The sequence below is a fragment of the Streptococcus gordonii genome, from assembly GCF_001553855.1.
Lineage (GTDB): Bacteria > Bacillota > Bacilli > Lactobacillales > Streptococcaceae > Streptococcus > Streptococcus gordonii.
This window is the reverse complement of sequence record NZ_LQWV01000012.1, coordinates 342275-366918: the sequence shown is the minus strand read 5'-3', so window position 1 is coordinate 366918 and position 24644 is coordinate 342275. Positions and strand designations below refer to the sequence as shown.

Genomic DNA, 24644 nt, shown 5'->3' with positions numbered 1-24644 from the left:
TAAAAAACAAGGGAGCTGGCCCAAGAATTGCAACGCAACTGAGCCCTACTACTCCTTGTTTGTCTTTTATTCTTCTGTTTGAGTAAGAGGTGCTTCTTCATGTTTCTTATGAGGATGCCCCTTACCATGATGCTTATCATGGTGCTTGTCTGATTTTTCAGGTTTAGGCGGACGTGGCAAAAGAGCCTTCATGGAAGCATCTACCCGACCTTTGGCATCAATCTTGATAACCTTGACATCCACTTCATCGCCGATTTGTACGACGTCCTCGACATTGTTGGTCCGAGTCCAAGCCAGCTCTGAGATGTGAACTAGGGCATCTGTCTTGTCAAAGAGATTGACAAAGGCACCGAATTTCTCAATCCGAACAACCTTGGCATGGTATACTTCATCCACTTTTGCTTCGCGGACCAAGCCAGCAATGATTTCCTTGGCACGATTAATGGCGTCTTGGTCGCTAGAGTAGATGGACACATTTCCTTCTTCATCAATGTCAATCTTAACGCCGGTCTCAGCGATAATCTTATCGATGGTTTCCCCACCTTTACCGATGACAATCTTAATCTTGTCCACATCAATCTTGATGGTATCGATTTTCGGAGCAGTTGGAGCCAACTCAGGACGCGGAGCTGGAATCGTCGCTTCAATCAAGTCCAAAATTTCAAAGCGAGCTTTCTTAGCCTGAGCCAGAGCTTCTGTCAGGATTTCTGCTGTAATTCCTTCAATCTTGATATCCATTTGGAGAGCTGTAATACCTTCACGAGTACCAGCCACCTTAAAGTCCATATCACCAAAATGGTCTTCCAAACCTTGAATGTCCGTCAGAACCGTGTAGTTGCTGCCATCTGAAATCAAGCCCATAGCAATACCAGCAACCGGAGCCTTAATCGGCACACCACCGGCCATCAGAGCCAAAGTGCCCGCACAGATAGAGGCCTGTGAGGAAGAACCGTTTGATTCCAAGACTTCTGCTACCAGACGGATAGCGTAAGGAAACTCTTCCAAGCTAGGCAAGACTTGCTCCAAGGCACGTTCCCCAAGAGCACCGTGTCCAATTTCACGACGACCAGGAGCACCATAACGGCCTGTCTCCCCGACAGAGTATTGCGGGAAATTATAGTGGTGCATGAAGCGTTTCTTGTATTCCGGATCCAAGCCGTCAACGATTTGCGTTTCGCCCATTGGCGCCAGAGTCAGGACAGACAAGGCTTGGGTTTGCCCACGAGTAAAGAGACCAGAACCATGCACGCGCGGCAGGTAATCCACTTCCGCATCCAGCGGACGGATTTCATCAACCTTACGACCATCAGGACGGACCTTATCTTCGGTAATCAAACGCCGCACTTCTGCATGCTCCATTTGCTCCAAGATTTCAGCCACATCACGCATGATACGGTCGAATTCTTCGTGGTCCACGTATTTCTCTTCATAGACTGCTGTGACTTGGTCTTTAACAGCCTGAGTTGCTGCTTCACGCGCCAGTTTTTCTTCAACCTGAACAGCCTTTTGCAAGTCGCTGTTGTAGGCTGCGACAATCTCTGCCTGCAGTTCCTCATCAACATGCAGCAATTCTACTTCTGCTTTTTCCTTGCCGACTGCTGCGACAATTTCTTCCTGGAAAGCAATCAATTCTTTGACCGCTTGGTGCCCTTTGAGAAGAGCTTCCAGCATGATATCTTCAGACAGTTCCTTGGCTCCAGATTCTACCATGTTGATAGCCTCTTTGGTACCAGCCACTGTCAGTTCCAAAAGCGAAACTTCTTTTTGTTCCTTGCTAGGATTGATGATGAATTCACCGTCTACGTAACCGACCTGAACTCCTGCGATAGGGCCATTAAAAGGAATATCTGAGATAGAGAGAGCCAGAGAGCTACCGAACATAGCAGCCATTTGAGGCGAAGCATCTTCGTCATAAGAAAGAACGGTATTGATAACCTGAACTTCATTGCGGAAACCTTCCGCAAACATAGGACGAATCGGACGATCAATCAAGCGGGCGGTCAAAGTCGCATCTGTTGACGGACGGCCTTCGCGCTTGTTAAAGCCACCAGGATATTTCCCAGCTGCATACATTTTTTCCTCATAGTTGACCTGCAATGGGAAAAAGTCACCAGTAGCCATCTTTTTGGACATGGTTGCCGCAGTTAAAACGGTACTTTCTCCATATCGAACAACGGCGCTGCCATTTGCCTGCTTTGCAACCTGACCGGTTTCAACTACCAGCTCACGACCTGCAAAAACGGTTTTAAAAACTTGTTTTGTCATAAAGACTCCTTGCCGAGCACATGCTCAAATTTTTTTCATACGCCTTGGCTACAAAGATCAAGATACTAAGACCGTTAAAAGCAAAGTAAAAATAGGAAACTGACGAAGTCTTCGATGAAGACAAGACAGTTTATCTTTTTTACACAGCTTTTAGGTCGTGTTCATTTCATCAAGATATTAAGCCCTTAAGCAATTCATAGGACGTGTTCAGTTAGCACTGTGACTTTAATATCATGGTCTTAGTAGCTTATTATATCCTCATCTTTGTATCAAGCACGTACAGACCTTATTTTACCACAATTTCAGGCAAAAGAAAAAGACTGAAAATGGCTTTTTTTCTATAAAAGTACTGAAAATCTATTTTTCTTTTCTATAGCTGATTATAGTTGGCTGGCTGAGTTCATTTTTTCCTTTCGATTCATCAAATAGGATGGCGGTATAGCCACTATTCACTTTTCAAAGAGAACTTCTTGCTTTATAATAAATACAGTGATTCATTTCAAACATGTAAAGGAGACAATCGTGCCAAATCATCAAACAGTTGAAAAGAAAGATTTTTTCTCGCTCCTTGCGACAGCCTTAGTCTGCTTTGCAGGCATCTTATCTGAAACCAGTATGAATGTAACCTTCCCGCATCTAAGTAAGGTCTTTGGGTTAGGATTGGGAACACTTCAATGGATTACAACAGGGTATTTACTAGCAGTGGCCATTACAATTACTTTAGGTGCGACCTTAGCCCACAATTGGAAAGAGAGAACCATCCTCTTTACTGCTTTGGCCAACTTTTGCTTTGGCACACTGATTGCCATGCTGGCTTCAAGTTTTCCCATCTTGATGATAGGGAGAATCCTACAAGGAGGAGCTACCGGATTAGCCATTCCTTTGCTCTTTAACTTGATTGTTGAGCGTGTTCCTAAGCAAAAAATTGGAACCTACATGGGCTTGTCTGGGATGGTGGTCAGCCTAGCACCAGCAATTGGACCGACTTACGGTGGTTTTATGATTAGTCGTTTTGACTGGCATATGATTTATACCTTTATTCTTCCTGTCCCAATCATTTCCTTTATCCTTGGCTTTTTCTTTTTAAGAAATTCCGAGAAGTCTAGGAAACGCGCCTTTGATATCCTCTCATTTACCCTCTTAGCAAGCTCACTCGTCTTTGCTATTGTAGCCATCTCCAGCTTAGAAGAAGGACATATCGATTGGCTCTATCTTGTTCTCTGCATAGTGCCACTAGCTTGCTTCATCTATCGGAGCTTGAAAATTGACCATCCCTTCTTAGATATTCGTATCTTAAAGCAACCAACGGTCTTATTGGCTATTTTACCCTTCTTTATTTTTCAATTTATAAACCTATCGACTAATTTTCTGATTCCCAACTTCCTAGTCATAGAAAAAGACATTTCAACCGCTCAGGCAGGCTTCGCACTGCTTCCAGGAACCATGCTCGGAGCCTTCCTCTCTCCTGCCTTTGGCAAACTCTATGATACAAAAGGTCCTAAACCAACCCTTTTTACAGGAAATTCACTTCTTTTCCTGGCTGTACTCTTGCTCCTTATCTTTACAAAAGAACTCACCTTAACAGCTGTTATTGCGATTTATATTTGCTTTACCTTGGGGCGAAACATGGCCTTCAATAACACACTTGCCCTAGCCACGACTCAAGTTGATAAAGAAAAAACTGCAGATACGACCGCGCTCTTTCAGCTGGCCCAGACCTTTGCGGGCGCTATAGGTACTGCAGTTACAGCTGTCATCGCCAACCAAGCTCCCAATATGACAAAAGGAACTCAAAACGTCTTCACCCTGCTATTAGGCCTGGTTATCTTCGTCTTCTTATCTTATCTACTGCTTTTTAAAAGGATTGCAGCAAAGAAACATTGACTTTTATCCTTGACCTGATAAACATCTAAAATCTCCGACTTATCCTTCTCCCCCAAAGACATTTTGGGGGATTTTTTGCTATACTATTTCTATATATGACAAAAGGAGTATACTATGGAACAAAAACATCGTTCTGAATTTCCAGAAAATGAACTCTGGGACCTAACGGCCCTTTACCAAGACCAAGAGGACTTCCTCCGGGCCATCGAGAAGGCCAGAGAGGATATCAAAAAATTTGTCCGCGATTACCAAGGTAATCTCAGCACTTTCGAAGATTTTGAGCGGGCATTTGCTGAGTTAGAGCAGATTTATATCCAAATCAGCCATATCGGCAACTACGGCTTCATGCCACAGACCACTGACTTTGGTGACGAGAGCTTTGCGCAGATTGCCCAAGCAGCCATGGAGTTTGAGACCGAGGCCAATGTCGCACTCAGCTTCTTTGACGACGCCCTGGTCGGTGCAGACGAAGCTATCTTAGAAAAACTAGGTCAAGAGCCCCATCTGACTTCAGCCATCCGCCAGGCTAAAATCAAAAAAGCCCACTATCTGGGAGCGGATGTCGAAAAAGCCTTGACTAATCTGGGCGAAGTCTTCTACAGTCCTCAGGATATTTACACTAAAATGCGGGCTGGCGACTTTGCTATGGCTGACTTTGAAGTGGACGGCAAAGTATACAAAAACAGCTTTGTCACCTATGAGAATTTCTACCAAAACCATGAAAATGCAGAAATCCGCGAAAAATCTTTCCGATCTTTCTCTGATGGCCTTCGCAAGCACCAAAATGCCGCTGCAGCTGCCTATCTGGCTCAGGTCAAGTCTGAAAAACTGCTAGCTGACATGAAGGGCTATGACTCTGTCTTTGACTACTTGCTAGCTGAGCAAGAAGTTGATCGCTCTATGTTTGGCCGACAGATCGACTTGATTATGAGCGAATTTGCCCCGGTAGCTCAGAAATACCTCAAGCATGTCGCTAAGGTAAACGGACTTGAAAAAATGACTTTTGCCGATTGGAAACTGGACTTGGACAGCGAGCTCAATCCCGAAGTCAGCATTGATGATGCCTACGACCTCGTCATGAAGTCAGTCGAGCCACTCGGACAAGAGTATTGTCAAGAAGTTGCCCGCTATAAGGAAGAACGCTGGGTTGACTTTGCGGCCAATGCTGGAAAAGATTCTGGAGGCTATGCTGCGGATCCTTATCGGGTTCACCCTTATGTCCTCATGAGCTGGACTGGTCGCATGAGCGATGTCTATACTCTGATTCACGAGATTGGCCACTCCGGTCAGTTTATCTTCTCTGACAATCACCAAAGCTATTTCAACGCCCACATGTCCACCTACTATGTGGAAGCTCCGTCTACCTTTAATGAGCTCCTGCTCAGTGATTATCTGGAACGCCAGTTTAATAATCCTCGCCAGAAGCGCTTCGCCTTGGCTCACCGTCTGACGGATACCTACTTCCACAACTTCATCACCCACTTGCTGGAAGCTGCCTTCCAACGCAAGGTCTATACTTTGATTGAAGAAGGCGGAACCTTTGGCGCAAGCAAACTCAACGCTATCATGAAAGAAGTCTTGACGGACTTCTGGGGCGATGCCGTTGAAATCGACGACGACGCTGCCTTAACTTGGATGCGCCAAGCCCACTACTACATGGGGCTGTACAGCTATACTTACTCCGCAGGTCTGGTCATCTCTACTGCTGGCTACCTACATTTGAAAAATGACGAAAATGGTGCCCGTGACTGGCTTGAACTGCTCAAATCTGGCGGCAGCAAGACTCCACTTGAGTCAGCTATGATTATAGGAGCAGATATTTCAACAGACAAACCACTCCGCGACACCATCCAATTCTTGTCCGACACAGTTGATCAGATTATCGCCTACAGCGAGGAGTTGGGGGAATAAGTCCATATCTTTAGAATCAGACTCAGATTATTCATCTGGGTCTGATTTTTGAATCCCTTTAGAAAATTTTAAAAAAATCTATATTTTAAATTTTTACAAAAATATCTATTGAAAACGCTTCCTTTTTGTGATATGATGTCCTTGGATATATATCCAAAGGGAGAAAAATTATGAAAAAATGGTTATTTTTAACAGCTTTGACTGCACTACTGCTTGGAGCTTGCTCAACAGAGAATGAGGTTTCCCAAGAAAACACCGATAAACAGATAGGCTTCGTTCAAAAAGAGGATAAAAATAGTTTAGAGAAAGCGGAAAAAGAAAAATTAGAGAAAGATAAAAAAGAAAAAGAACAACAGGAAAAAGAGAAAAAGACTGAGGAAGAAAGAAAACTACGAGAAGAAGAGGAAAGAAAAAAACAAGAAGAAGAGAGGAAAGCTCGCGAAGAACAAGAAAGAAGAGACGCGGAAGCCAAACAAATTGCAGAGCAAGCAGAGGCAGCTGTTCAACAACTGGAAAACAATCAAGTTCAAGACTACGTTGCTCCAGCTCAAGCTGCAGTTGAACGTGTTGCTGATGAAAATATAAAGTCTAAATTGGTATATCGTATTGGACTTGTCCAAAATGCGATTAATATTAGGGCCCAACAAGCTGCAGAAGCTGAACAAGCACGCCAAGCTGCAGAGAGACAAGCTACAGAAAATCAGATAGTAGAACAGCAAGAATCAGTAGCTGCCGGTGGATATTTTAAAGATTATAGAGGCAGATGGCATCGTCCCAACGGTCAATACGCTTCAAAAAAGGAAATAGCAAATGCAGGGTTGGCATGGTAACATTAGATCTGCTCAGTATCCATCAGGCAATATGTATATGCTTAACCACTCCGCGATACTATCCAGTTCTTGTCTGACACAGTTGATCAGATTATCGCCTACAGCGAAGAGTTGGGGGAATAGATGAAGAGTAGGCTCGCTATATCATAATGCTTTTCGGCTATTAATCATTCTTGAAATTGGCTTATCTATAGCCATTCTCAAGAAGGCCGTTGAAGTTCGTGATGTTAGAACTGAACTTGCTATTTAGTTACTACTGAAAAAATTTGATGTTTAAATAATATAAAGTCATCTACGGATGGCTTTTTGATAAGTTACTAGAAATGTAGAGGTGCTAAGGATGTATCAAGAATTACAAAGAAAAGTGACAGAAGAAAGACCAAGCTATAGCCAAGAAGAAATCCAGTGGTTACTGAAGCATTTGGGAGATCCCTCGTCAGAAATTCGCGATGACCTCGTTTTTATAAGCTTGGCTAGAGGGATTCAAGAAGAACTATTTACAGAGAAACAATTCCATTTCATTGCTGGGGAAATTTTATCTGATGGAGGACTAGAGAAAGAGATTCACAAGATAGGGTTGCCAACGCTTGAACGTTCTTTTAGGGCACTTATTTATGCAAATCTCCTGTCTGCAGATGCCAATCAGCAATCGATTTTTTATCAGGAATTAAAAGGAGAAATTCGCAATATCATTTTAAATCAAGGCTTGCACTATCTTTCAAAAGAAAAGGATACAACAGGTTTTTCAAGTCAATATGGTTGGGTTCACGCTTTTGCGCATGGTGCTGATCTCTTGACAGAGGTAGTTTGTCATCCAGAATTTCCTAAAAACAGAGTTCATGAAGTAATTGACATACTTGACCAACTATTTAAAAGAATTTCGATTCGTTTTACAAACGATGAGGATTGGCGTTTAGCAAGAGTACTTTATGAACCCATTTTACAAGGAAAGTTAGAGCAAGAACAAGTAGTTTCTTGGATAAAAGCTATTGATTTTACGTTAGAAGAGACTGAAGATTTTTATAAATTTTCCAACTTCAGATCCTGTCTGTTGGAAGTTTATGTTCAACTTGATCAGAGAAACATTTTACAAAATGAGTTAAGAAAAGCTATTCAATCTTTTCAATACTAAGGATAAGCTAGTCGTTTTATGATTTTCAAAAAATTTTCAAGTCACTTTTCTTGAATCCGATTACTTCTTTTGATAGACTAGTGCTTAGTTTTAGAAAAAGGAGACAGAAAATGAAAAAGTTTTTTGCTGAATTAATCGGTACATTCATGCTTGTGTTTGTAGGAACAGGCGCAGTTGTTTTTGGTAATGGTGTAGAGGGCCTTGGTCAGCTTGGAATTGCCCTTGCCTTTGGTTTGTCAATCGTTGCTGCTGCTTACTCTATCGGTACGATTTCCGGAGCTCACCTTAATCCTGCAGTATCTATTGCTATGTTTGCAAACAAGCGTTTGTCGTCTAAGGATCTTGTCAACTACATCCTTGCACAAGTTCTTGGGGCTTTTATTGCTTCAGCGACAGTATACTTCCTCTTGGCTAACTCAGGTATGCCAACTGCCAGCCTAGGTGAAAATGCCTTGGCAAATGGTGTAACTATCTTTGGTGGCTTCTTATTTGAAGTCATTGCAACCTTCTTGTTTGTCTTGGTTATCATGACCGTGACTTCTACAAGCAAGGGCAACAGCTCAATCGCTGGCCTCGTAATTGCCTTGACTTTGGTAGTGATGATCTTGGTTGGTCTCAATATCACAGGCCTTTCAGTTAATCCAGCTCGTAGCTTGGCACCAGCTCTTCTTGTAGGTGGTGTAGCCTTGCAACAAGTTTGGATCTTCATCTTAGCACCAATTGTTGGTGGCCTTCTTGCAACAGTAGTTGCCAAAAACCTTCTTGGAACAGAAGAATAATTGAAAATAAAAAGAGCCTTGCTCCTTATCTTGAGGAACAGGGCTTTTTCTTTAAATATTAAAATACACTCCCATTTTACTTACGGGAGTGTATTAACTTTAACTCAATTCAGCAACGATTGCTTTGATTTGTTCTGCAGTATGAACACCTGCAACTTGTTTAACTACTTGGCCATCTTTTTTAAATAAAAGTGTTGGAATAGACATAATTCCAAAGGAACGAGCCGTCAGTGGATTTTCATCCACATCTATTTTGACAATTTTAAGTTTATCTTCTGAAAATTCTTCCGACAGTCTATCTAGCACTGGTCCTTGCATTCGACAAGGTCCACACCATGTTGCCCAAAAATCAACTAAAACTAAACCATCCTTTGTTTCTTGCTCAAATGTTGCATCTGTAATTGCTTTTACCATTATTTTTATCTCCTTTTAATCAAACTTTGTCAAATCCTGCTTCATCAGGAAAAAGAATACATCGCCATAAGTCCCATGATAATCCAAATCGTGCCCATTATAGGTCAGTTTCTGAACCGGATAATAATCCGCAACCCCAATCAAGCAGGCCTGCTGAGACTGTTCAAATGCTTGATAGGACTCAAAGGTCATCTTCCGCTCTTGCTTGACAGCATCCAAATAAGTAATTTCAATCATAACTTCTCCTTTTTCAAATTACTCTTGTAATTTTTTATTTTATGATTATATTGTAACTATCTTTATTACATCTGTCAAATAAAACGACTCAGAGAAATTCATTCACTTTTAAAGTTACTCACCGATTGACTGACAAACAAAAAAAGCCTCCCATCGGAAGACCTTTCCATAGAAATAAGAAAAAACAGGCTCAATGCCCCTTGTGCTTTTCCAATCGTTTTTGCTGTTTGAGTTCAAATTTCCTTTGCTTAGCCAGTTCTTTCTGCTGCTTGCGCTTGACTTGAGCGATTTTCTTTTGCTCTTCAAATTGCAGCTTCAGCGCTTCCTGAGACTTTGAAGACCGTGAAGCCATCTGCTCCTTTTTAGCCTGTCTCTGCAAGCGTTTAGGACTGACCGACTTAGTCTTTTCCTTCACCCTGATGCTAGGACTAAACTGCAACCGATGATAATAACGGTTTAGAAAATCCAACAATTCCTGCGTGCTAGGCTCTGCACCAAAGGTTACTCGGCAAACTCTATAAAATTGAGCATGTTCCTGCTCGAAAAGACCGTGCCAAAAGCCCTCTTCAAAATAAACTGTCAGCGTCATTGAAATCTTATCCATGACAGCACCTCCTTTAAAAATCCCTAAGAATGGACAACCAAGGAGGAAGGTTACTGACAAAAAATAGATTTTGCGTCTGGACTACCAACCAGAACTGTGTTTTTATCTTAGTAGCTACAGTCTAGCAAGATTTTCTAAAAAATTCAAGATTCTCGGAATCTCGCTTAGATAAGTGAATTGGATTTTCTTGCATGAAATCCAGAAAAATCAAAAAGTAAGAAAACTCTCTCCTTGTAAAATAACTTCATTTCCGCTATAATACTACAAATACTGAAAGGAGAGAACTATGAAGTATATTTGGGCTTTCTTAGCAACCTTGGGCTTAGCCGGACTTGTACTTTTCTTCTACTTGTCCCAAACCAAACCAATTCATACTCCTCCTAAGCCAGAAACCACACAAACAGCTTCTAGTGAGAAGAGTGACAAGCAACCGACTCCGACAGAAGATATCGTGTCTGAAGACTATAGTGTTTCATACGACGGCAAGCAGCTCTACGGAAAGATTACTGCTCCTTCTGACTACAAGAGTAAAAAATTACCGACTATTGTTATCGCACATGGATTGAATAACACCCTTGAGCAATATGAAATGTATAGCCAGCTGTTGGCAAAGCAAGGTTATCTGGTTTACAGCTTTGATTTCTACGGCGGCAGCCGTCAGTCGAAAAGCGGTGGACAGGATATGCTGAATATGTCGGTCAAGACCGAACTCACTGACTTGACCCAAGTCATGGAAAAGCTGAGTTCCGAGGCCTTTGTAGATAAGAGCAAAATGAGCTTATTCGGCGCCAGCCAAGGCGGTGTCGTTGCCAGTCTCTATGCTGCTGCTTATCCGGACCGCGTACACAAACTTCTGCTCATCTTTCCGGCTTTCGTTCTTTTTGACGATGCCAAGGAGACCTATCGTGAGCTAGGGAGTCCTGACTTCGACCAACTTCCCGATAGCTTGACAAACCAAAATGTTACTCTAGGGAAGATTTATCTAATTGATGCTTTAGGTATCGATATCCAATCTGAGCTGGCCAAAATTACAGCTCGGACTCTGATTATCCATGGTACTGATGATGCAGTCGTTCCCTACCAGTATGCGGTCCAAGCCAGCCAGACCATTCCAAATGCAGAGCTAATCACTGTAGAAGGCGGGGAGCATGGCATCGACGAAAGATTTGCTATTACTGCCGTTCCTGCCATTCAAAAATTCTTGAAAGAGTAAATTTGCTGATAGAAAAAGTTCTTCTAAAGGATAGAAGGGCTTTTTATCTGTAGAATTGGAAAATTTAGCTTAGAAAACGATATTTGAAGAGCTTAAAATAAATTAAGGGGAAAGAAGAATAATCATGCTCCGAAACCCAGAAAACTGTTTTGAGCTCGGGCTAAAATCCATGAAAAAAGCTACCCAATTAGAGTAGCTTCATTATCAAGATGTGCTCAATTGAACATGGCCTAAGCACTTGGCAAAAAAGATAAAATCTCCTAGAAAGTGAAGTTTCTTCGTCAATTTTCCTATTTTTACTTTGTGCTTTTGACGGCCTTAGCATCCTGTTTCTTGCTGAATAAAACGTTTATAGACTAGGCGACGAGCCGAAGATTGTACGAAAATTTTAGTGAAACAAAAAATCTCCCCGAAGGGAGATCATTCTGGTTTATTTTACCTTACAGTGCTGGGAACCGTAACCGAAGATAATACTTGAGTATATCAAGGTAAGGTGACAAGGCAATGTAAGTGGAAAATAAAGCAGATTAACGACGAAGTCCTAGAGAGTTAATCAACTCACGGTAACGGTTAACGTCGTTTTTACGCAAGTATGCAAGCAAGTTACGACGGCGACCGATTTTCTTCATCAATCCACGGTAAGTAGCGTGGTCTTTTTTGTGTTGTTTGATGTGGTCGTTGAGGTGGTTGATTTCCCAAGTAAGGACAGCAACTTGAACCTCTACTGAACCTGTGTCACCTTCGTGACGTGCGTATTGTGCAATGATTTCATTTTTTTTCTCTTTTGAGATTGCCATGATATACTCCTTTTCTTTACGCTTCATCCGAGTGGCAGGTTTGGCATGGCCTGCAACCAAGAAGAAGTTATTTGTCTCTACGACATTCTTATTCTACCAAGAAGGACCAGCTTTGTCAAATCATCCTACTTTAAATCGTCTTGGTCATTGATAAACAACCCTAGCCACATAGTTCCCGAAAATTAGCTAAAAAAGAAGTGTTGCAATAGGCAGAGCACTTCATTTTTTATTCATCAGTTGCAGCATCATAGAGAGTCAGTACAGTCTGGTCTTCTTGACCCTCATTTGCAAAACGAATAGATGGTTGGTTTGTTAAAGGAGAGATAATTCCTATAGCAACCTTATATCCCTTATCCTTATCCATCAAATCAGAAGTTGAAAGTGAGACTTCAATCTCTTCCTCTTTATCTGGTAAAAGTTTGGTCAAATCAAGAGAAAGTTTCTTAGTTTCTACAATCTCCCCAGATTTATCAAGAACATAGATCTTAGTTTCCCAATTCCGATAAAAAGGAGCCACTCCTTTGTTTGCTAAAGTAAGATTCAGCTTGGTTTCATCGCCTTGAAGCTTCAAGGACGCTGAAGGAACCCACAATCTATAACCCATGTTTTTCAACACTTCGTTATAGCCCGTATCATCCTTCTCATCAAGCACCTCAGCAATCTTAGGTCCCAAGAAGCTTGTATGCGATTGTTGAACTTCTTTAATCGTTTGTTCTAAATTATTCTTGAGAATGTTTTTCATGCTCACTGCACTAGTAAACTCACCACCAATCGGTGCAGTTTGCCAGGCGTCAGGCATCGCTACAAGGCCATCCTTCGCTTCTTCCTGGTCATAGTCGCCACCAGATTTTATCCAATCCAGCCAAACCTTAGTGCTTTCTTTCTCTCCGACCATATCATTATAAAGGCCGAAGCCATGCTTCTTCGCAGCCACAAAAGGCCGGCGCATTAAAATATTGGCTTTGGGAAAAGTTTGAGTCCATGGAGTGATAAATTTTTCACGGATTGCTGCTTCTGGTAATTTTCTGATGTTTACCTCATCATTGACGTGCCATTCTCCCCAATGGCCGAGAACCCCAAGCTGAATAAAGGCAATTTGCCCACTTTTAGCCCAGCGCTCTCCCATAGCAGCAACAGCTTTTTGATAATAAGAAATCAAGGTTTTATCTGAATAATTAGGAGAAAAGCCTTTTCCATAGTCAGACTCATAGCGGTCCCCTGGATCAGACATTTCTTTTATGAGCCAAGAAGGAATATCTTCATGAGAAGTACTGGAAGGATAGTCTAAGACAAAACGTAGAACAATATACTTTCCTTCCTTTTTCCAGCGTTCCATCTGGTTGCTTTCTTCTATCTTTTCCCAATCATATACACCCTTTTGGGCTTCTAATTCTTTCCAAGTGACATCCATATATACCAGTTGAACATCGTCAGAAAGCTCCGATTCCTCTGCTGATGGCGCATAGCCCATCAAGGGATTTGGAATTGCCTCTTCAGAGTAGGTGAAAGTACGGTTTACTTGTTTTTTATTATTCAAGGAACTTAAGAAAAAACTACCAAAAATCGTGGCTACTACTAAAATAATTAAACTGTATCGCAACTTTTTATTCATTCCATTTCCAATCATGCTATCCGTGATACTCACCGTTGTATTGGATAAGTGTCACGTCTGAAACCTGTTCAATATTCCGAATGCGTTCTACAAATGTGAAATCGTCTTTTTTGCAGAGGACTTCAACTGCCATTTCAACAGCATCTCCTCTAAGGGTCTTGGATTTCACAAAGTACTTGATCTTACCAAAAGATTGGATGATGCGGTCTCCTGTTTCATCTCCTTGGTAATGAATAATGAGAATGAAGACCCTACCTTGGTGCTGCATCCGACTAAAAATGAGTAGCATTGCAAAAATGACAACAGCTGTCACAATGGCTAAGATATACATACCTGCTCCAACTGTGATTCCTGTGGTGATGGCCCAGAACAAATAAAGCAGGTCCATGGGATCTTTTACAGCCGTCCGGTAACGCACAATGGAAAGGGCACCGACCATCCCCAAAGAGATAACAACGTTGGTACTAATTGCCAAAGTAACCATGGCTGTTAGGATAGACATACCAATCAAGGTCATGGCAAAACTTCTTGAATAGACTACTCCAGTGAAAAATCGCTGATAAACAAAGTAAATAAAAGCTCCTAATGCGATTGCTAATAAAAGAGTGGCAAGAATTTTTACAGCATTTTGGGAAGTAAAATTCTCAGATTTTAATATTGATTTTTTAATCATATCTTGAACACTCATTCTTTTCTCCTATCTCTCCTAATAATCTGTGTCAAACCAGTACTCAAAATCATGCAAATATCTTGTCTTTTCATAGCAAAGAACGTATTTTGATACCGCGATAAACTCTGAAGCCCCGGGGGGAATAATATCTTTGATAATCTGCGGTTGCATCTCTGTATATTTCACCTCAAAAACTAACTTGCCCTCCGGAAGAACTGGTATAGTCGGTAAGTTAGGATCAAATATATCATAGCTACCAACAGCTGCTCGAACATTTGAATCAAAGGTCAAGCGTACTGTCCCTGCATCGTAAACCCACGGTTCCCGCTCGTAGTCAACAATTACACGGGGACGCATAACATTTGTCACACATTCAAAATAAAATTCCCGACAAAGAGGGTGGGGACTATGGAGTAGAAATCCATAGTCGCCTTCAATAATTTTTTCCACCTCTTCTCGTGTTAAAGGTGCTGCTTCCTTATAGATATAATTTTCAAACTTTTTCTTTCTTTCCAACTTGATGCTACGATCGCTAAAATTATAAATCCTAATTCGATATTTCTTTCGCATCAAAATCCCTGCAGCCTTTTCCTCATAACTACTATTCCAGTAATCGTCAAAATAAAGACTGCGAATGGTGTACCCTCCGTTTTGAGCATGTCTATCCAAATTTAGAATAGACTCAAACCGTTGGGTCAGTAAGGCTTTTTCTTTTAAACCGATGAGATATTTCGCTTCATGGCGAAACTGCTCCTTTTTATCTGTTTTCATAAGTGTCAACCTTGATTCCCCCATCTTCCATTACATAGAAGCCTGAGACACCAAATTGTTTGGTGGTGTCTGTACGATAGTAGTCAAAGGCCGCTTGTGAATTACCTGTTTCATTTGTAGCGAAAATTCGGATAAAGTATTGCCCTTTAGGTAAACGGTCTGTCTTAATGCTGAGTTCCTTGATCCCCTTCTTATCTAGTATTTTCTCTTTGAAGCTTGGATCCTTGGCAAGTTCTACATGATAGGTAATCTCTTGATTATTAAAATCATAAGATGGTAGCCATCTTAAGACAAGTTTCTTTCCTTCTACTTTAGGTTGGTCAATGTAGAATGGCTGAGGCGATTGCAGACTCTTCTTATAATCATGATAATTTTCCTCTACTTCTTTTGGTAGAGCATCCAAGACCTGATTATACTGGTCTTCATTAAAATACAAATGACCCAAATCTGGCATACGAGACAGATATGGTTTTACTATTTTAGCATAATTTTTACTCAAATCGCCAATATTTTCTGGTTTCAGCTGATTTTTATATAACTCATCAACTGTTCTTTCCAAACCGGTTCTGAATCTTTCTGATTTGAGCAAGCGTTGGAACAAGTGATTTCCCCAGTAGTTGCTGACTCCGTATTGCCAACTATTTTCTCCCAATGCATCTGGCTTACGAATTGCATACTCACTTTTGTGTAGGGAATCGTCCAAGTCCCAAGGTAAGATATACCAGCGTGTCCCATTCTTTGGACTGTAGAGGAACATGTTCCGGTTTTGACTGTCAATATTGCCCATCAAAATCTGAAAGGCCATCCAGTACTGGACATTTTGCGCATCAAAATATTTTTCTAGGAACTCATCACTTGAGACTGACTCATCGTTTAGTTTATCCAACATGTCAATAAGCTTGGTATGGTCCTTGTCTCCTTTAACCTCTAAACGAGACTCGAATTTTTTCTTATCAAATTTAGGATCATCTTCTTTTCGAATAGCATCAGGCTCTCTGTAGAATTCGAAATTATTAATCTTATAAAGGTGACCGCTTTGGTCAAGACCATGAGCTTCAAGAGCCGTCTTGTTTAACTGTTCAACTTGCGTGTAGATGCCGTAATCTTCAAACCCCTTCGATTCTTCTCCTGTCTCATCTTTGACATAGAGATGGATAAATTGGGTTCGTAGTCCTACAATTTGCGGAATTCCTTCTATTAGCTTAAAAGCTAGCTTATTACGGAAACGCAGATAGTCATAGGGATGCTTATTTAGGTTAATGGTCCGTTGGCCTTCCCATCTTCCCTTGCTCCTTTTTATCTCAACCTTATAATTCTTTTGACTGGCTCTACTAGAGCTCTGACCACGGATCTGAACCGTAGCATTGGGAACTTCTTCTCCAAAACCGAACTGCCCTGATTCAGGTCCTTTTTCATTGCCCACTTGAAGGAGACCTTCGACTTGATAGCGTTTCACACCCATTTTTTCATAATCATAAGCTGAATATTGGTTGACTTCACTCCAAGAATGATTGGTGTTTTCGACTGTATTCCCCCGTCTAACAGTCAAATACATGGTAATGACATCTGGATCCCCTTGGTTATACAAGGTTTCTTTATCATAAAGATGCAAATCATTAATATTTTGCACCTTTTCCTTCTTCACCTTTTGGGTCACTTTGTCTTTTCCAGTATTTCCTGTGTTATCAAAAACTGCTAAAAGAATAAAGGCGAGGGACATCAATCCAAAGACTAGTAGAAATTTACCCCACTTATTATTCATCATTTCCCCTCGCTTCCAATGTATTATACAGCTTAGTAAAGAATCCTACTTCTTCACGTGAAACGACATCCTGACTTCCTAAAACACGGTAAGGAAGGTCTTTGGTATATTCAGTCAAACGAGCACTTGTTGTTAAATAAAGTATTAGTGAAGCTAATAAAAAGCCATAACCGATAAAAGATGTATCCATAAACTGAGTCAGAATACTAAAGATAACTGAAATTCCTGCAAACCACTTGGCGCAATCTTTACCCCCTTCATAGTCTACGAAATAAAGAAGTAAGAGTAAGTTAACATTTCCTACAGCATAAAGTCCGTAGCCCAAACAAAGGGTCTGAAAATAGCCTTTCATCTGACTATTAAAGCCTAGGGGTAGAACCCCCAACAAAACTATCCCCACAAACATCGCTAGCAAGGTTGCTAAGAGTTGCTTCCAAGATAAATATTTCAATTCATTTCGGAGAGTCCGAAGCATATCCACTTCCGTCTGGTTGATTTTATCAACACTTCCGACCCCATCGTACAGCTGGTAATATTTCCTAAATTTCGGATAAAATACAACTTCTACCGAAACCACAAAGCTCACTGTTGACACCAAGGTTACAAGATAGGCTAACATAGCTGACACATCATAGACAGGAGCCGTACGAAAAAGCCCTCCAATCCCTTTGCTCAATGGTCCGAACCAGTTAATCACAATATGGGCAAAGAGCCCAATAAAAAGATAGATTCCAACCTTAAAAAGATTGAAATATTCATCAAACCAGATCAGAAACTCGAAATTGGCCTCATAGCTTTTCGGAAAATACCGATACATTATGCGAATCATTTGAATTAGGATATATGCATAAGCGATACAGGTACTTAGAAGCAAACCATAAGGGATCGACAAGGATAAAGCGAGGAATCCTGCTCCAAGCGTAATCAGGATCGCCATTGCAAATGTTTTTAAGATACTGCGATAGTCTTTAACAGCTGTTAGGTAATTGACAGCGTGCCAAATCAAGCATAATTCACTAAACAGTAGCAAGTTTAAAACAATCTCCAGCAAGGGAATGCCTGATAAGAATAAGAACAAGCCGTAAGACACAAAGCCAATCCCCAACATCATGGCACCAGAAGAAAAGTATGAGGGCAGAACCCTTTCAAACTTTTCTTCATAGAGCATATCGGAGACATAGCGGGTCACAACCATAGAAAAAATATTGGTAATGGCTAAGGAAGCTAAGATTGAGTAGGAAATCAACCCCAACAGATGGTCGCGTTCACTGTTGCCAAAACGACCAAAAACACTGAGATAGACAACTGCAAGAATCGGTAAAATCCCAAGAATCATTGGTCCAACATAAATAATGCCTGCATAGCCATATGCTTTTTGCTTGGCCAGGAAGCTTCCCTTATTATATACCTTTCTTAGTTCAAATCCCAATCCTGCCATTACTTCACATACTCCTTATACATTTGTCTATATTGGTCAATCATTTGATCATATTGGTAATATAGCTCGGCTCGTTTTTTAGCAGTTTTCCCCATCACCAGCCTTTCTTCTTCCACAGAAGCCATCCGTAGCATAGCATCAGCTAGGCCACTTAGATCAGTAGGGGGGACACAATACCCTGCTGGCCCCAAATTATCGTCTTCTCTTCCCTCCAGCAATTCTCTACAGCAACCAACGTCTGTCGTTACACACGCTTTTCCAGCTGCCATTGCTTCTAGGACAGAAAGTGGCTGTCCTTCAGAAATACTGGTTAAAATCATAAAGTCCATTCTTTTGAGGTATTCTTTGATGTCAACTCGACCAGTAAAAATCAGGTTATCTAACTTCAATTTTCGAACTAGATCATAACATTCATTGGCATACGCTTTATCATCTACACCTCCCATAACATAGAGACGCACATTAGGCATTTGGGCAGACACTTCATAAAAGGCATAAATCATGGTTTTAATATCCTTGATTGGAGCCATTCGGACCGCTGCACCAATGTTGATAAAGCCATCCCCCTCATGAGGAATTGTTGAAAAAGCTTCGTAGTCAATTCCATTTGAAATGACTCGACACTTTTCTGGATCACAACCCATATCTATCTGAATTTCTCTAGCTTTTGAAAATAGGCTGGTAATACAGTCTGCTTCTGAATAGACAGCATCTGAGAGAGTATAGAAAAAATCAATCCATTGTTTTCGCATAGACGGCAAAATCCAATCTGCTCGGATGATCTCTTCCTCACGCTCCCGTGTATAAATCCCGTGTTCAGTCAAAAGAAGGGGTTTCTTTGTCCGAACGCTCGCTAGTGTGGCCAAGATGCCACCATATCCTGTCGAAATTGCATGATAAGCATCTGCAATCGGAATATCACTAGATAAAAGGGTCAAAAGCGGAAAAAGCATGGAGCGGATGGTATGAAACACATCTGACATCGGTTGCATGGCGTATCTTTCCGTACACAATTGCTGGATCATTTGGAAAAATTCTTCGCTAGCTAAGAAGCTATCCCGCTGGATTTTTCCATCTTGAAGCAAGTTAAAAATCAAAGACCAATCTGGTTTTGCGCAAAAAACTAATTGTTTTAGGGCTTCGTATTCTGCATCTGTTAATTCTTCAGATTCCTTATTCCCTACTTCTGATCCAGCTAGACTATCTAGGAAAACCTCTCGAACTTCTACTACATTAGGAGGAAATTCGTAGACAAATTGGCCTTTCTTTTCCTCGTTCGCCCCTATCACCCATACGATAAACTCGTGTTCTTTCATCTCGGTGATATACTGATGCATCCAAGTAGATACACCTCCGTGAACATAGGGATAAGAACCTTCTAAAACCAAACAAATTCTCATTTTTCTTTTCTCTTCTATGTTTATTTGACCTCAATAGATACTTTGGCTGATGTTGCCTCCAGCAGGTAGAGATTACCTGTTAAATGTTCGAGTTTGCCACCCTTGACTTTTCCAGGCTCGCCCTCGTTTAATCGAATCATTACATAAGCTTGATTATGGAAGTTTCCAAGTTCTAGCTCTAGGTCTGTATCTGTTCGATTCTGATTAATGGTTAAGATAGCATAGCGTTGGACTGCTCCAGCCATTTCAGAACCCGTCAGGCGTCGAATATTTGGAACAACTTTATATAGGCTCTCAATTTCATTTTGGAAATCTTTATAGAGTTTGGACCAGCCTAGTTTCGCACCTCGATCTTCATCCATGACATCGTCAGGATGAAGGAAATGAGTAGTGACATAGTGCATGTTTAACTCAGAAAATACGGTCAATTTTGAATAGGCATCCCATGAAGCACCCGAAACAATCCGGGGTTGTTCAATCATACCATCATCTGCCACTTCAAATTCCTGTGAATAGGTGAATTTGCCTGGGAAATAATTACTAGCAATACTCTTGATTTCTGGGAATTTTTCTCGTAGAACTTCCCTTCCTTCTTTAGATAGAACGTTTGAAGGCGGGATATAAATCGACTTTTCTCCCTTTGGAAAGAGTTCTTTTGTAAAGCGAAGCAGTTCACTGATTGCAGAAGCCATAGCTTTCTTATCTTTCCAAGTTTTATAGGTTGGGAATTCATCACCATAGTCAACTCCCTTAGGTGTTAAAGGCTGGTGATTATAACCATGGTAACTGATCTCGCCTCCATTAGCCAAAAGTGACTTACCAAAATATTTAAATCGGTCTACGTCTTTTTGACTATGAACATTTCCTGATGTGTCATCCTCATAATTTTCGATAACCCCGCCTGTATACTTAATTCCATAAGTTTCAGCCAACTTCAGCAAATCAGGCCACCAGATATTGGTATAAAAGTCCGAGATGCTCATATTATAGTCACGTTTAATATAAGTCGCATCTCCTGCAGGGACTGGAGATGGGAAGTCATCTAGGTAAAAAGTTGTCCCATTAATAACTGGATAAGCTGTTGCGGACGTCATCAAGCTATAGGAAGCTGCATAGAGGCCACGTACTGCCCTTTCATAAATGCCAAAATTATCAACTACAAACTTACCTTGACCATGTTTCTTTTCCCAGACCAAAGGAGTTTTTGCCTCATCATCTGTCCAGGCGTGAACTTTGGCATCGGATGATAGTGTAACTGCCCAAGCAGAATGGAAAGCGCCGTCAATGGCATAGCTTTTCCCACCGCCAATCATAAAGTCTTTATCAATATAAATTTTCTTAACATAGGCATTTTCAAAACTAGAACTTGAAACGCCTAATTTTTGTTCGATTTCTGTTAGTTTGCTGTCCTTGGAGAGGGTTACAGCAAAGAGAACATTTCCTCCTTGCTCAACCCAATCTACCATTTCAAGTGCCTTGTCTCCCAAGCCTTCCAAATCGCTCAGAAGAACAACTACTTTTTTATAATCAGAAAAATTAGGAATCGTCTCTTTTGAAATATCAACCAAGCGGTACCCCATTCTCATATCTTTGAGAATCTGAGTAAATTGCTCTTTTGCCCTTCGACTTGTATCATTGTTTTCATCATAAAGAACCAGATTATCCTGAGCTAAGCTGTCAAATACAGCATTAGACGAAGGAGCATTTTTAAGATAAATGTTTTTTTCAGGATTAACTGTATATTGTTCGCCACTCTTTTGAATCCACAAAACTGCAGATAACAAAAGAAAGATTACAATTACAATAATGGATTCTTTTGAATATAAGATTTTTCTTTTTTTCTTTGTCATCTTAAAAACCTACGATTGCCAGAAAGCGAGACGTTCTCGATTCGCTTTAGAAATATAAATAGAACCATTTTTGATAGCTTCTACCAATTCTTCTAGCCTTTCTCCCTGTCTCGTTTCAAAATAATATCTGAGATAGAGCATATAAATCTCTTCTTGTTGAGGCCATTTTTGAGAAATAGTATTCAAGTATTTTTCAACACTTTCATATCGCTTCAATAAGAGTTCATTCTCTATCAATTTCACATAATCAGAAAGTTGCTCTTTTTGTTGAAGTTTCTTTTCTAAGAGATGGGAATAATCTTTCCGCAAGACCTCTTCCATCCGCTTAGTCACCAGATTCTTTTGCAGGTATGCCGCTAAAACTGCACAGTATTCTGCTAGAATCCGGTAATCCGAAGGATTTTCCTGGTGCTTTTTATCCAGTGTCTGGAGACGGATATCATATTGTCGAGATATTTCCGCAATCAAGGTCGTCGCATAATGCACAACCTCTGTATCCTCATCCTGACGAGCTAGGAACAATAAGTCAATAAACTTAGCTGGAGCCCGACTGACTATTTCCATCAACATCCACCGAGAAACTTCTTTGTCTTGCAAGACAAGAGCTTCTTCTAGAGGAATAATTTCTTCAACGTGATCATAGGCACTTTCAACCCTACTCATTTTCTGTGTGTCATCTACGTCAAACCATTCTTCGAAATCGTCTTGAACCAGCGAAAGGTCAGATTCATCCTTTTGAACAGAACGATTCAAGCCCCAAAGTAAAATATAACCTAAAAAGGGTAGAGCAATAGGGAAGACTATGTAAAAGAGAGGCAGCTGCATCCGTTTTGTTTTTAATAAGATAAACGAATGCAGGCATAAAGCTAGGTCTAAAAAGACACAAAAACTAGTAATCATCCATTCCATTTTAGTTTCCTTGCCTCATTTCGCCGGGACTGCTATGCGTGGTCAGGCCAGAATCTTTATTCATGCTAGAGAAGACTTGATAATAACCGGCCTTGTCTACCATAGACGCTGTCAGTTCACTTACCATCTGTAGGAAATGAAGTTTTGAGAAAGTCAATTGATCATAAGAAACTTCGTCGACCCATATCAGATAATGAAGCCCAGAAGCACTCTTCATTTCTACTGCAAAAACTGGATAGTCTTGAAGCATTTTTTTGTTAATCCAAACCGCTTCTTTTTCCAAACCTTCTTTCAACTGAGGATAGAGCTCTATCTTAAAGTTAGAAAAAGGAGACAAAGGGTAAAAATGAACTTCATCAGTTGAAAATTCTTCCCCAATGATTTTTTCAGCTTCAGCAATCACTTCTTCAACTGTTTTCTTGTTTAAACGTTGGTGAACAGCATATAGTTGACTGTTGCCATTGCTACTGCTCACTACTTTTTGAACTAGTGCATCTCGATCATGAGCCGCATCTTCATATGAAAGAGTCAAAAAGTCATTTTGCTCATTCAACAACTGATTTTCTTTTTCCAGCAATTCCTTCTCATCTTGGTATTTCATCTGGATAATACCACAAATAAGAGCCACGAAGATATAGGCGGCAAATGGAAGCCATCTATCGGTGTTATATACAATTGATTGCCACTTATTACCTGCTGCTATGCTCGTTACAAACAAGCCTAAAACAGATAAAACACCAGCAAAGACGCCATATACTGTTCCAAAAATAGTACTAATTAAGGTTACAAACAAGAGGCGCACATCAATCATTCCTAGCTGATTAAATCTTGCGACGACAAAACTGAGGACTTCTGATAAGAGAAAGGCCAGTAAAATCTCTGCTGATTTTTGAAAATCATTATGGCCCCGCAGTCTATAGATATTTTTTTTCAAACCTCGGAATTCAAGCCGTCTTAAAGGCTTACTTTCAGAAGCAAATTGGCAATAAAGGTCTGATAAATCATCTAAAATAGAATAATGGATAAACCAACCATACCGACCACGCAGATTATTCTTATCCATTGTTTGGTAAAGAGGAGACAGTTTGTTGGATGATTGAAAGCCAATCGTACTGTGCGAGAGCTCTAAATTTTGTAACTTGGTCGCCAACTGCTGGAAGGTATCCTGAAACGGACTAGGAATTGTTAGAACTTCAATCTCATCTGTCCAACTATTAAATACTTTATAAACAAGTTCCGCTAGGTCTTCTGAATTAATAAAGTTTGCTACCTCATCAGGCTGCTCGTCAAAACGAATTGGCTGATTGCGGCGGATGTTAGACATTAAACCGTAGAAATAGTCCTCTGGCTGTGTTGCAGAATAGACATAAGGGCTTCTAATAATCTTAAGAGAGCCACTGTAGGTATGAGCCCAATGCAGGCAAAGATTTTCTGCTGCTCTTTCTAAATCCTGAGGCAGATTGATAATTTCTGGTCCGGTCAGATAGATAATCTTAGACCAGGTCAATTTAGAAGTGTTTTTTAAGAAATCCTGTAGCCTTTCCAATTCCCCAATCTGTTGATTTTTATAGGTCAAGAAATTTGAAAGATACAAAATCTGATCGAAGCGATAATTTTCTAAGATTTCAGCGATTCCGATTGCCTCTGTCTTCTTAAAAACTGTTACTCTCTTTAAGCCAGTTAAGTTGGTCTCTCCAAAAATATAGACATCGCTATTGGGGAAAGCACCCTCAATGAACTCTTTAGATATGTAACCTGTGTTTCCGAATAGTAAAGTCTTCACATTTCTCTCCTTTTTTTATATTCTTTGTTCGCCTTAAGAACAAAATCTAGGTCGAAAATACTTTCATATATCGTATTATTTCACACTCAGTTTAAAATCATATAATTTTTTGGTAAAAATATCAAGTATATCACCCCGTAATTTACATAAAATATAGAAAGAACAATGACTTTATAAATTTAAGAATCAGATCAAACATTTGCTATATATAAAAAAACATCTTCGAGGATTATAATGCAACATAAAAAAACATTAGAAGGGCTCAAAGATTCACCCTCATTATACCACAAAAGGCGATCAATGAACACTATTCACCTGTCTCAAATCCAGACTTAATCTTACAAAAAATTCTCATCTTCAAATAATTGGAAACTTCCCACTAT

At 40.5% G+C, this 24644-nt stretch carries 20 protein-coding genes; 6 read left to right on the top strand and 14 right to left on the bottom strand.

Annotated elements, in window-relative coordinates; translation table 11 throughout:
- Positions 1–66: 66 nt before the first annotated feature.
- Positions 67–2265, bottom strand: a complete 2199-nt coding sequence (gene pnp / locus AWH02_RS04740) for a polyribonucleotide nucleotidyltransferase (protein ID WP_060553086.1) — start codon at positions 2263–2265, stop codon at positions 67–69.
- A 522-nt stretch (positions 2266–2787) separates the two neighbouring features.
- Between pnp and AWH02_RS04735 the strand changes: the two genes are divergently transcribed.
- From AWH02_RS04735 to AWH02_RS04715, 5 genes are all read left to right on the top strand, one after another.
- Positions 2788–4149 carry an MFS transporter gene (locus AWH02_RS04735; protein ID WP_060553087.1) on the top strand — a complete coding sequence of 454 codons (1362 nt, stop codon included), beginning with the start codon at positions 2788–2790 and terminating at the stop codon, positions 4147–4149.
- 114 nt (positions 4150–4263) lie between these two features.
- A complete protein-coding gene (gene pepF / locus AWH02_RS04730; RefSeq protein ID WP_060553088.1) occupies positions 4264–6060 on the top strand; it encodes an oligoendopeptidase F in 1797 nt (598 codons plus the stop codon).
- A gap of 170 nt (positions 6061–6230) precedes the next feature.
- Positions 6231–6890 carry a hypothetical protein gene (locus AWH02_RS04725; RefSeq protein WP_060553089.1) on the top strand — a complete coding sequence of 220 codons (660 nt, stop codon included), beginning with the start codon at positions 6231–6233 and terminating at the stop codon, positions 6888–6890.
- 340 nt (positions 6891–7230) lie between these two features.
- Positions 7231–8022 (top strand): DUF2785 domain-containing protein, encoded by a 792-nt coding sequence (locus tag AWH02_RS04720; RefSeq protein WP_060553090.1) that lies wholly within the window; start codon positions 7231–7233, stop codon positions 8020–8022.
- A gap of 110 nt (positions 8023–8132) precedes the next feature.
- Positions 8133–8801: an MIP/aquaporin family protein gene (locus AWH02_RS04715; protein WP_060553091.1), complete on the top strand. Its 669-nt coding sequence runs from the start codon at positions 8133–8135 to the stop codon at positions 8799–8801.
- 99 nt (positions 8802–8900) lie between these two features.
- Here AWH02_RS04715 and trxA read toward each other — a convergent pair whose 3' ends face one another.
- The 3 genes from trxA to AWH02_RS04700 all read right to left on the bottom strand — a co-directional run bounded on the left by trxA (position 8901) and on the right by AWH02_RS04700 (position 10056).
- Positions 8901–9215 carry a thioredoxin gene (gene trxA, locus AWH02_RS04710; protein ID WP_045505534.1) on the bottom strand — a complete coding sequence of 105 codons (315 nt, stop codon included), beginning with the start codon at positions 9213–9215 and terminating at the stop codon, positions 8901–8903.
- A 15-nt stretch (positions 9216–9230) separates the two neighbouring features.
- Complete coding sequence (locus AWH02_RS04705) at positions 9231–9452, bottom strand: DUF4649 family protein (protein WP_008808355.1); 222 nt, start codon at positions 9450–9452, stop codon at positions 9231–9233.
- Positions 9453–9642: 190 nt separating this feature from the next.
- Positions 9643–10056 carry a YjdF family protein gene (locus AWH02_RS04700; RefSeq protein ID WP_048777346.1) on the bottom strand — a complete coding sequence of 138 codons (414 nt, stop codon included), beginning with the start codon at positions 10054–10056 and terminating at the stop codon, positions 9643–9645.
- Positions 10057–10342: 286 nt separating this feature from the next.
- Here AWH02_RS04700 and AWH02_RS04695 point away from each other — a divergent pair, with 286 nt between their 5' ends.
- Positions 10343–11269, top strand: a complete 927-nt coding sequence (locus AWH02_RS04695) for an alpha/beta hydrolase family protein (RefSeq protein WP_060553092.1) — start codon at positions 10343–10345, stop codon at positions 11267–11269.
- A gap of 527 nt (positions 11270–11796) precedes the next feature.
- On the opposite strand, the gene rpsO is transcribed toward AWH02_RS04695, so the two are convergent.
- The 10 genes from rpsO to AWH02_RS04640 all read right to left on the bottom strand — a co-directional run bounded on the left by rpsO (position 11797) and on the right by AWH02_RS04640 (position 24261).
- On the bottom strand, positions 11797–12066 hold the full coding sequence (rpsO, locus tag AWH02_RS04690; RefSeq protein ID WP_004193424.1) for a 30S ribosomal protein S15: 270 nt from the start codon (positions 12064–12066) through the stop codon (positions 11797–11799).
- 226 nt (positions 12067–12292) lie between these two features.
- Positions 12293–13678, bottom strand: a complete 1386-nt coding sequence (locus tag AWH02_RS04680; protein ID WP_060553093.1) for a DUF4832 domain-containing protein — start codon at positions 13676–13678, stop codon at positions 12293–12295.
- 16 nt (positions 13679–13694) lie between these two features.
- The gene (locus AWH02_RS04675; protein ID WP_045505526.1) at positions 13695–14366 is read right to left on the bottom strand and encodes a DUF4956 domain-containing protein; all 672 of its coding nucleotides are present in this window, start codon (positions 14364–14366) and stop codon (positions 13695–13697) included.
- An 18-nt stretch (positions 14367–14384) separates the two neighbouring features.
- Complete coding sequence (locus AWH02_RS04670; protein ID WP_020992807.1) at positions 14385–15119, bottom strand: polyphosphate polymerase domain-containing protein; 735 nt, start codon at positions 15117–15119, stop codon at positions 14385–14387.
- Complete coding sequence (locus tag AWH02_RS04665) at positions 15106–16881, bottom strand: CotH kinase family protein (protein WP_048774755.1); 1776 nt, start codon at positions 16879–16881, stop codon at positions 15106–15108. The genes AWH02_RS04670 and AWH02_RS04665 overlap by 14 nt, the downstream gene beginning before the upstream one ends.
- On the bottom strand, positions 16874–18319 hold the full coding sequence (gene pelG, locus AWH02_RS04660; RefSeq protein ID WP_060553094.1) for an exopolysaccharide Pel transporter PelG: 1446 nt from the start codon (positions 18317–18319) through the stop codon (positions 16874–16876). Before pelG ends, AWH02_RS04665 begins: the two co-directional genes overlap by 8 nt.
- Positions 18319–19719 (bottom strand): GT4 family glycosyltransferase PelF, encoded by a 1401-nt coding sequence (pelF, locus tag AWH02_RS04655; protein ID WP_060553095.1) that lies wholly within the window; start codon positions 19717–19719, stop codon positions 18319–18321. Before pelF ends, pelG begins: the two co-directional genes overlap by 1 nt.
- Positions 19720–19739: 20 nt before the next feature.
- Positions 19740–21569 carry a DUF2194 domain-containing protein gene (locus tag AWH02_RS04650; RefSeq protein ID WP_060553096.1) on the bottom strand — a complete coding sequence of 610 codons (1830 nt, stop codon included), beginning with the start codon at positions 21567–21569 and terminating at the stop codon, positions 19740–19742.
- Positions 21570–21578: 9 nt separating this feature from the next.
- Complete coding sequence (locus AWH02_RS04645; protein ID WP_060553097.1) at positions 21579–22478, bottom strand: hypothetical protein; 900 nt, start codon at positions 22476–22478, stop codon at positions 21579–21581.
- Between the two features lies 1 nt (position 22479).
- Positions 22480–24261, bottom strand: a complete 1782-nt coding sequence (locus tag AWH02_RS04640) for a hypothetical protein (RefSeq protein ID WP_060553098.1) — start codon at positions 24259–24261, stop codon at positions 22480–22482.
- Positions 24262–24644 lie beyond the last annotated feature (383 nt).

What these genes read in the sequence shown, in the direction of transcription:
- pnp (WP_060553086.1), bottom strand. Translation starts at nt 2,265, where the DNA reads ATGACAAAACAAGTTTTTAAAACCGTTTTTGCAGGTCGTGAGCTGGTA.
- pepF (WP_060553088.1), top strand. Translation starts at nt 4,264, where the DNA reads ATGGAACAAAAACATCGTTCTGAATTTCCAGAAAATGAACTCTGGGAC.
- AWH02_RS04725 (WP_060553089.1), top strand. Translation starts at nt 6,231, where the DNA reads ATGAAAAAATGGTTATTTTTAACAGCTTTGACTGCACTACTGCTTGGA.
- AWH02_RS04720 (WP_060553090.1), top strand. Translation starts at nt 7,231, where the DNA reads ATGTATCAAGAATTACAAAGAAAAGTGACAGAAGAAAGACCAAGCTAT.
- AWH02_RS04715 (WP_060553091.1), top strand. Translation starts at nt 8,133, where the DNA reads ATGAAAAAGTTTTTTGCTGAATTAATCGGTACATTCATGCTTGTGTTT.
- trxA (WP_045505534.1), bottom strand. Translation starts at nt 9,215, where the DNA reads ATGGTAAAAGCAATTACAGATGCAACATTTGAGCAAGAAACAAAGGAT.
- AWH02_RS04705 (WP_008808355.1), bottom strand. Translation starts at nt 9,452, where the DNA reads ATGATTGAAATTACTTATTTGGATGCTGTCAAGCAAGAGCGGAAGATG.
- AWH02_RS04700 (WP_048777346.1), bottom strand. Translation starts at nt 10,056, where the DNA reads ATGGATAAGATTTCAATGACGCTGACAGTTTATTTTGAAGAGGGCTTT.
- AWH02_RS04695 (WP_060553092.1), top strand. Translation starts at nt 10,343, where the DNA reads ATGAAGTATATTTGGGCTTTCTTAGCAACCTTGGGCTTAGCCGGACTT.
- rpsO (WP_004193424.1), bottom strand. Translation starts at nt 12,066, where the DNA reads ATGGCAATCTCAAAAGAGAAAAAAAATGAAATCATTGCACAATACGCA.
- AWH02_RS04680 (WP_060553093.1), bottom strand. Translation starts at nt 13,678, where the DNA reads ATGAATAAAAAGTTGCGATACAGTTTAATTATTTTAGTAGTAGCCACG.
- AWH02_RS04675 (WP_045505526.1), bottom strand. Translation starts at nt 14,366, where the DNA reads ATGAGTGTTCAAGATATGATTAAAAAATCAATATTAAAATCTGAGAAT.
- AWH02_RS04670 (WP_020992807.1), bottom strand. Translation starts at nt 15,119, where the DNA reads ATGAAAACAGATAAAAAGGAGCAGTTTCGCCATGAAGCGAAATATCTC.
- AWH02_RS04665 (WP_048774755.1), bottom strand. Translation starts at nt 16,881, where the DNA reads ATGAATAATAAGTGGGGTAAATTTCTACTAGTCTTTGGATTGATGTCC.
- pelG (WP_060553094.1), bottom strand. Translation starts at nt 18,319, where the DNA reads ATGGCAGGATTGGGATTTGAACTAAGAAAGGTATATAATAAGGGAAGC.
- pelF (WP_060553095.1), bottom strand. Translation starts at nt 19,719, where the DNA reads ATGAGAATTTGTTTGGTTTTAGAAGGTTCTTATCCCTATGTTCACGGA.
- AWH02_RS04650 (WP_060553096.1), bottom strand. Translation starts at nt 21,569, where the DNA reads ATGACAAAGAAAAAAAGAAAAATCTTATATTCAAAAGAATCCATTATT.
- AWH02_RS04645 (WP_060553097.1), bottom strand. Translation starts at nt 22,478, where the DNA reads ATGGAATGGATGATTACTAGTTTTTGTGTCTTTTTAGACCTAGCTTTA.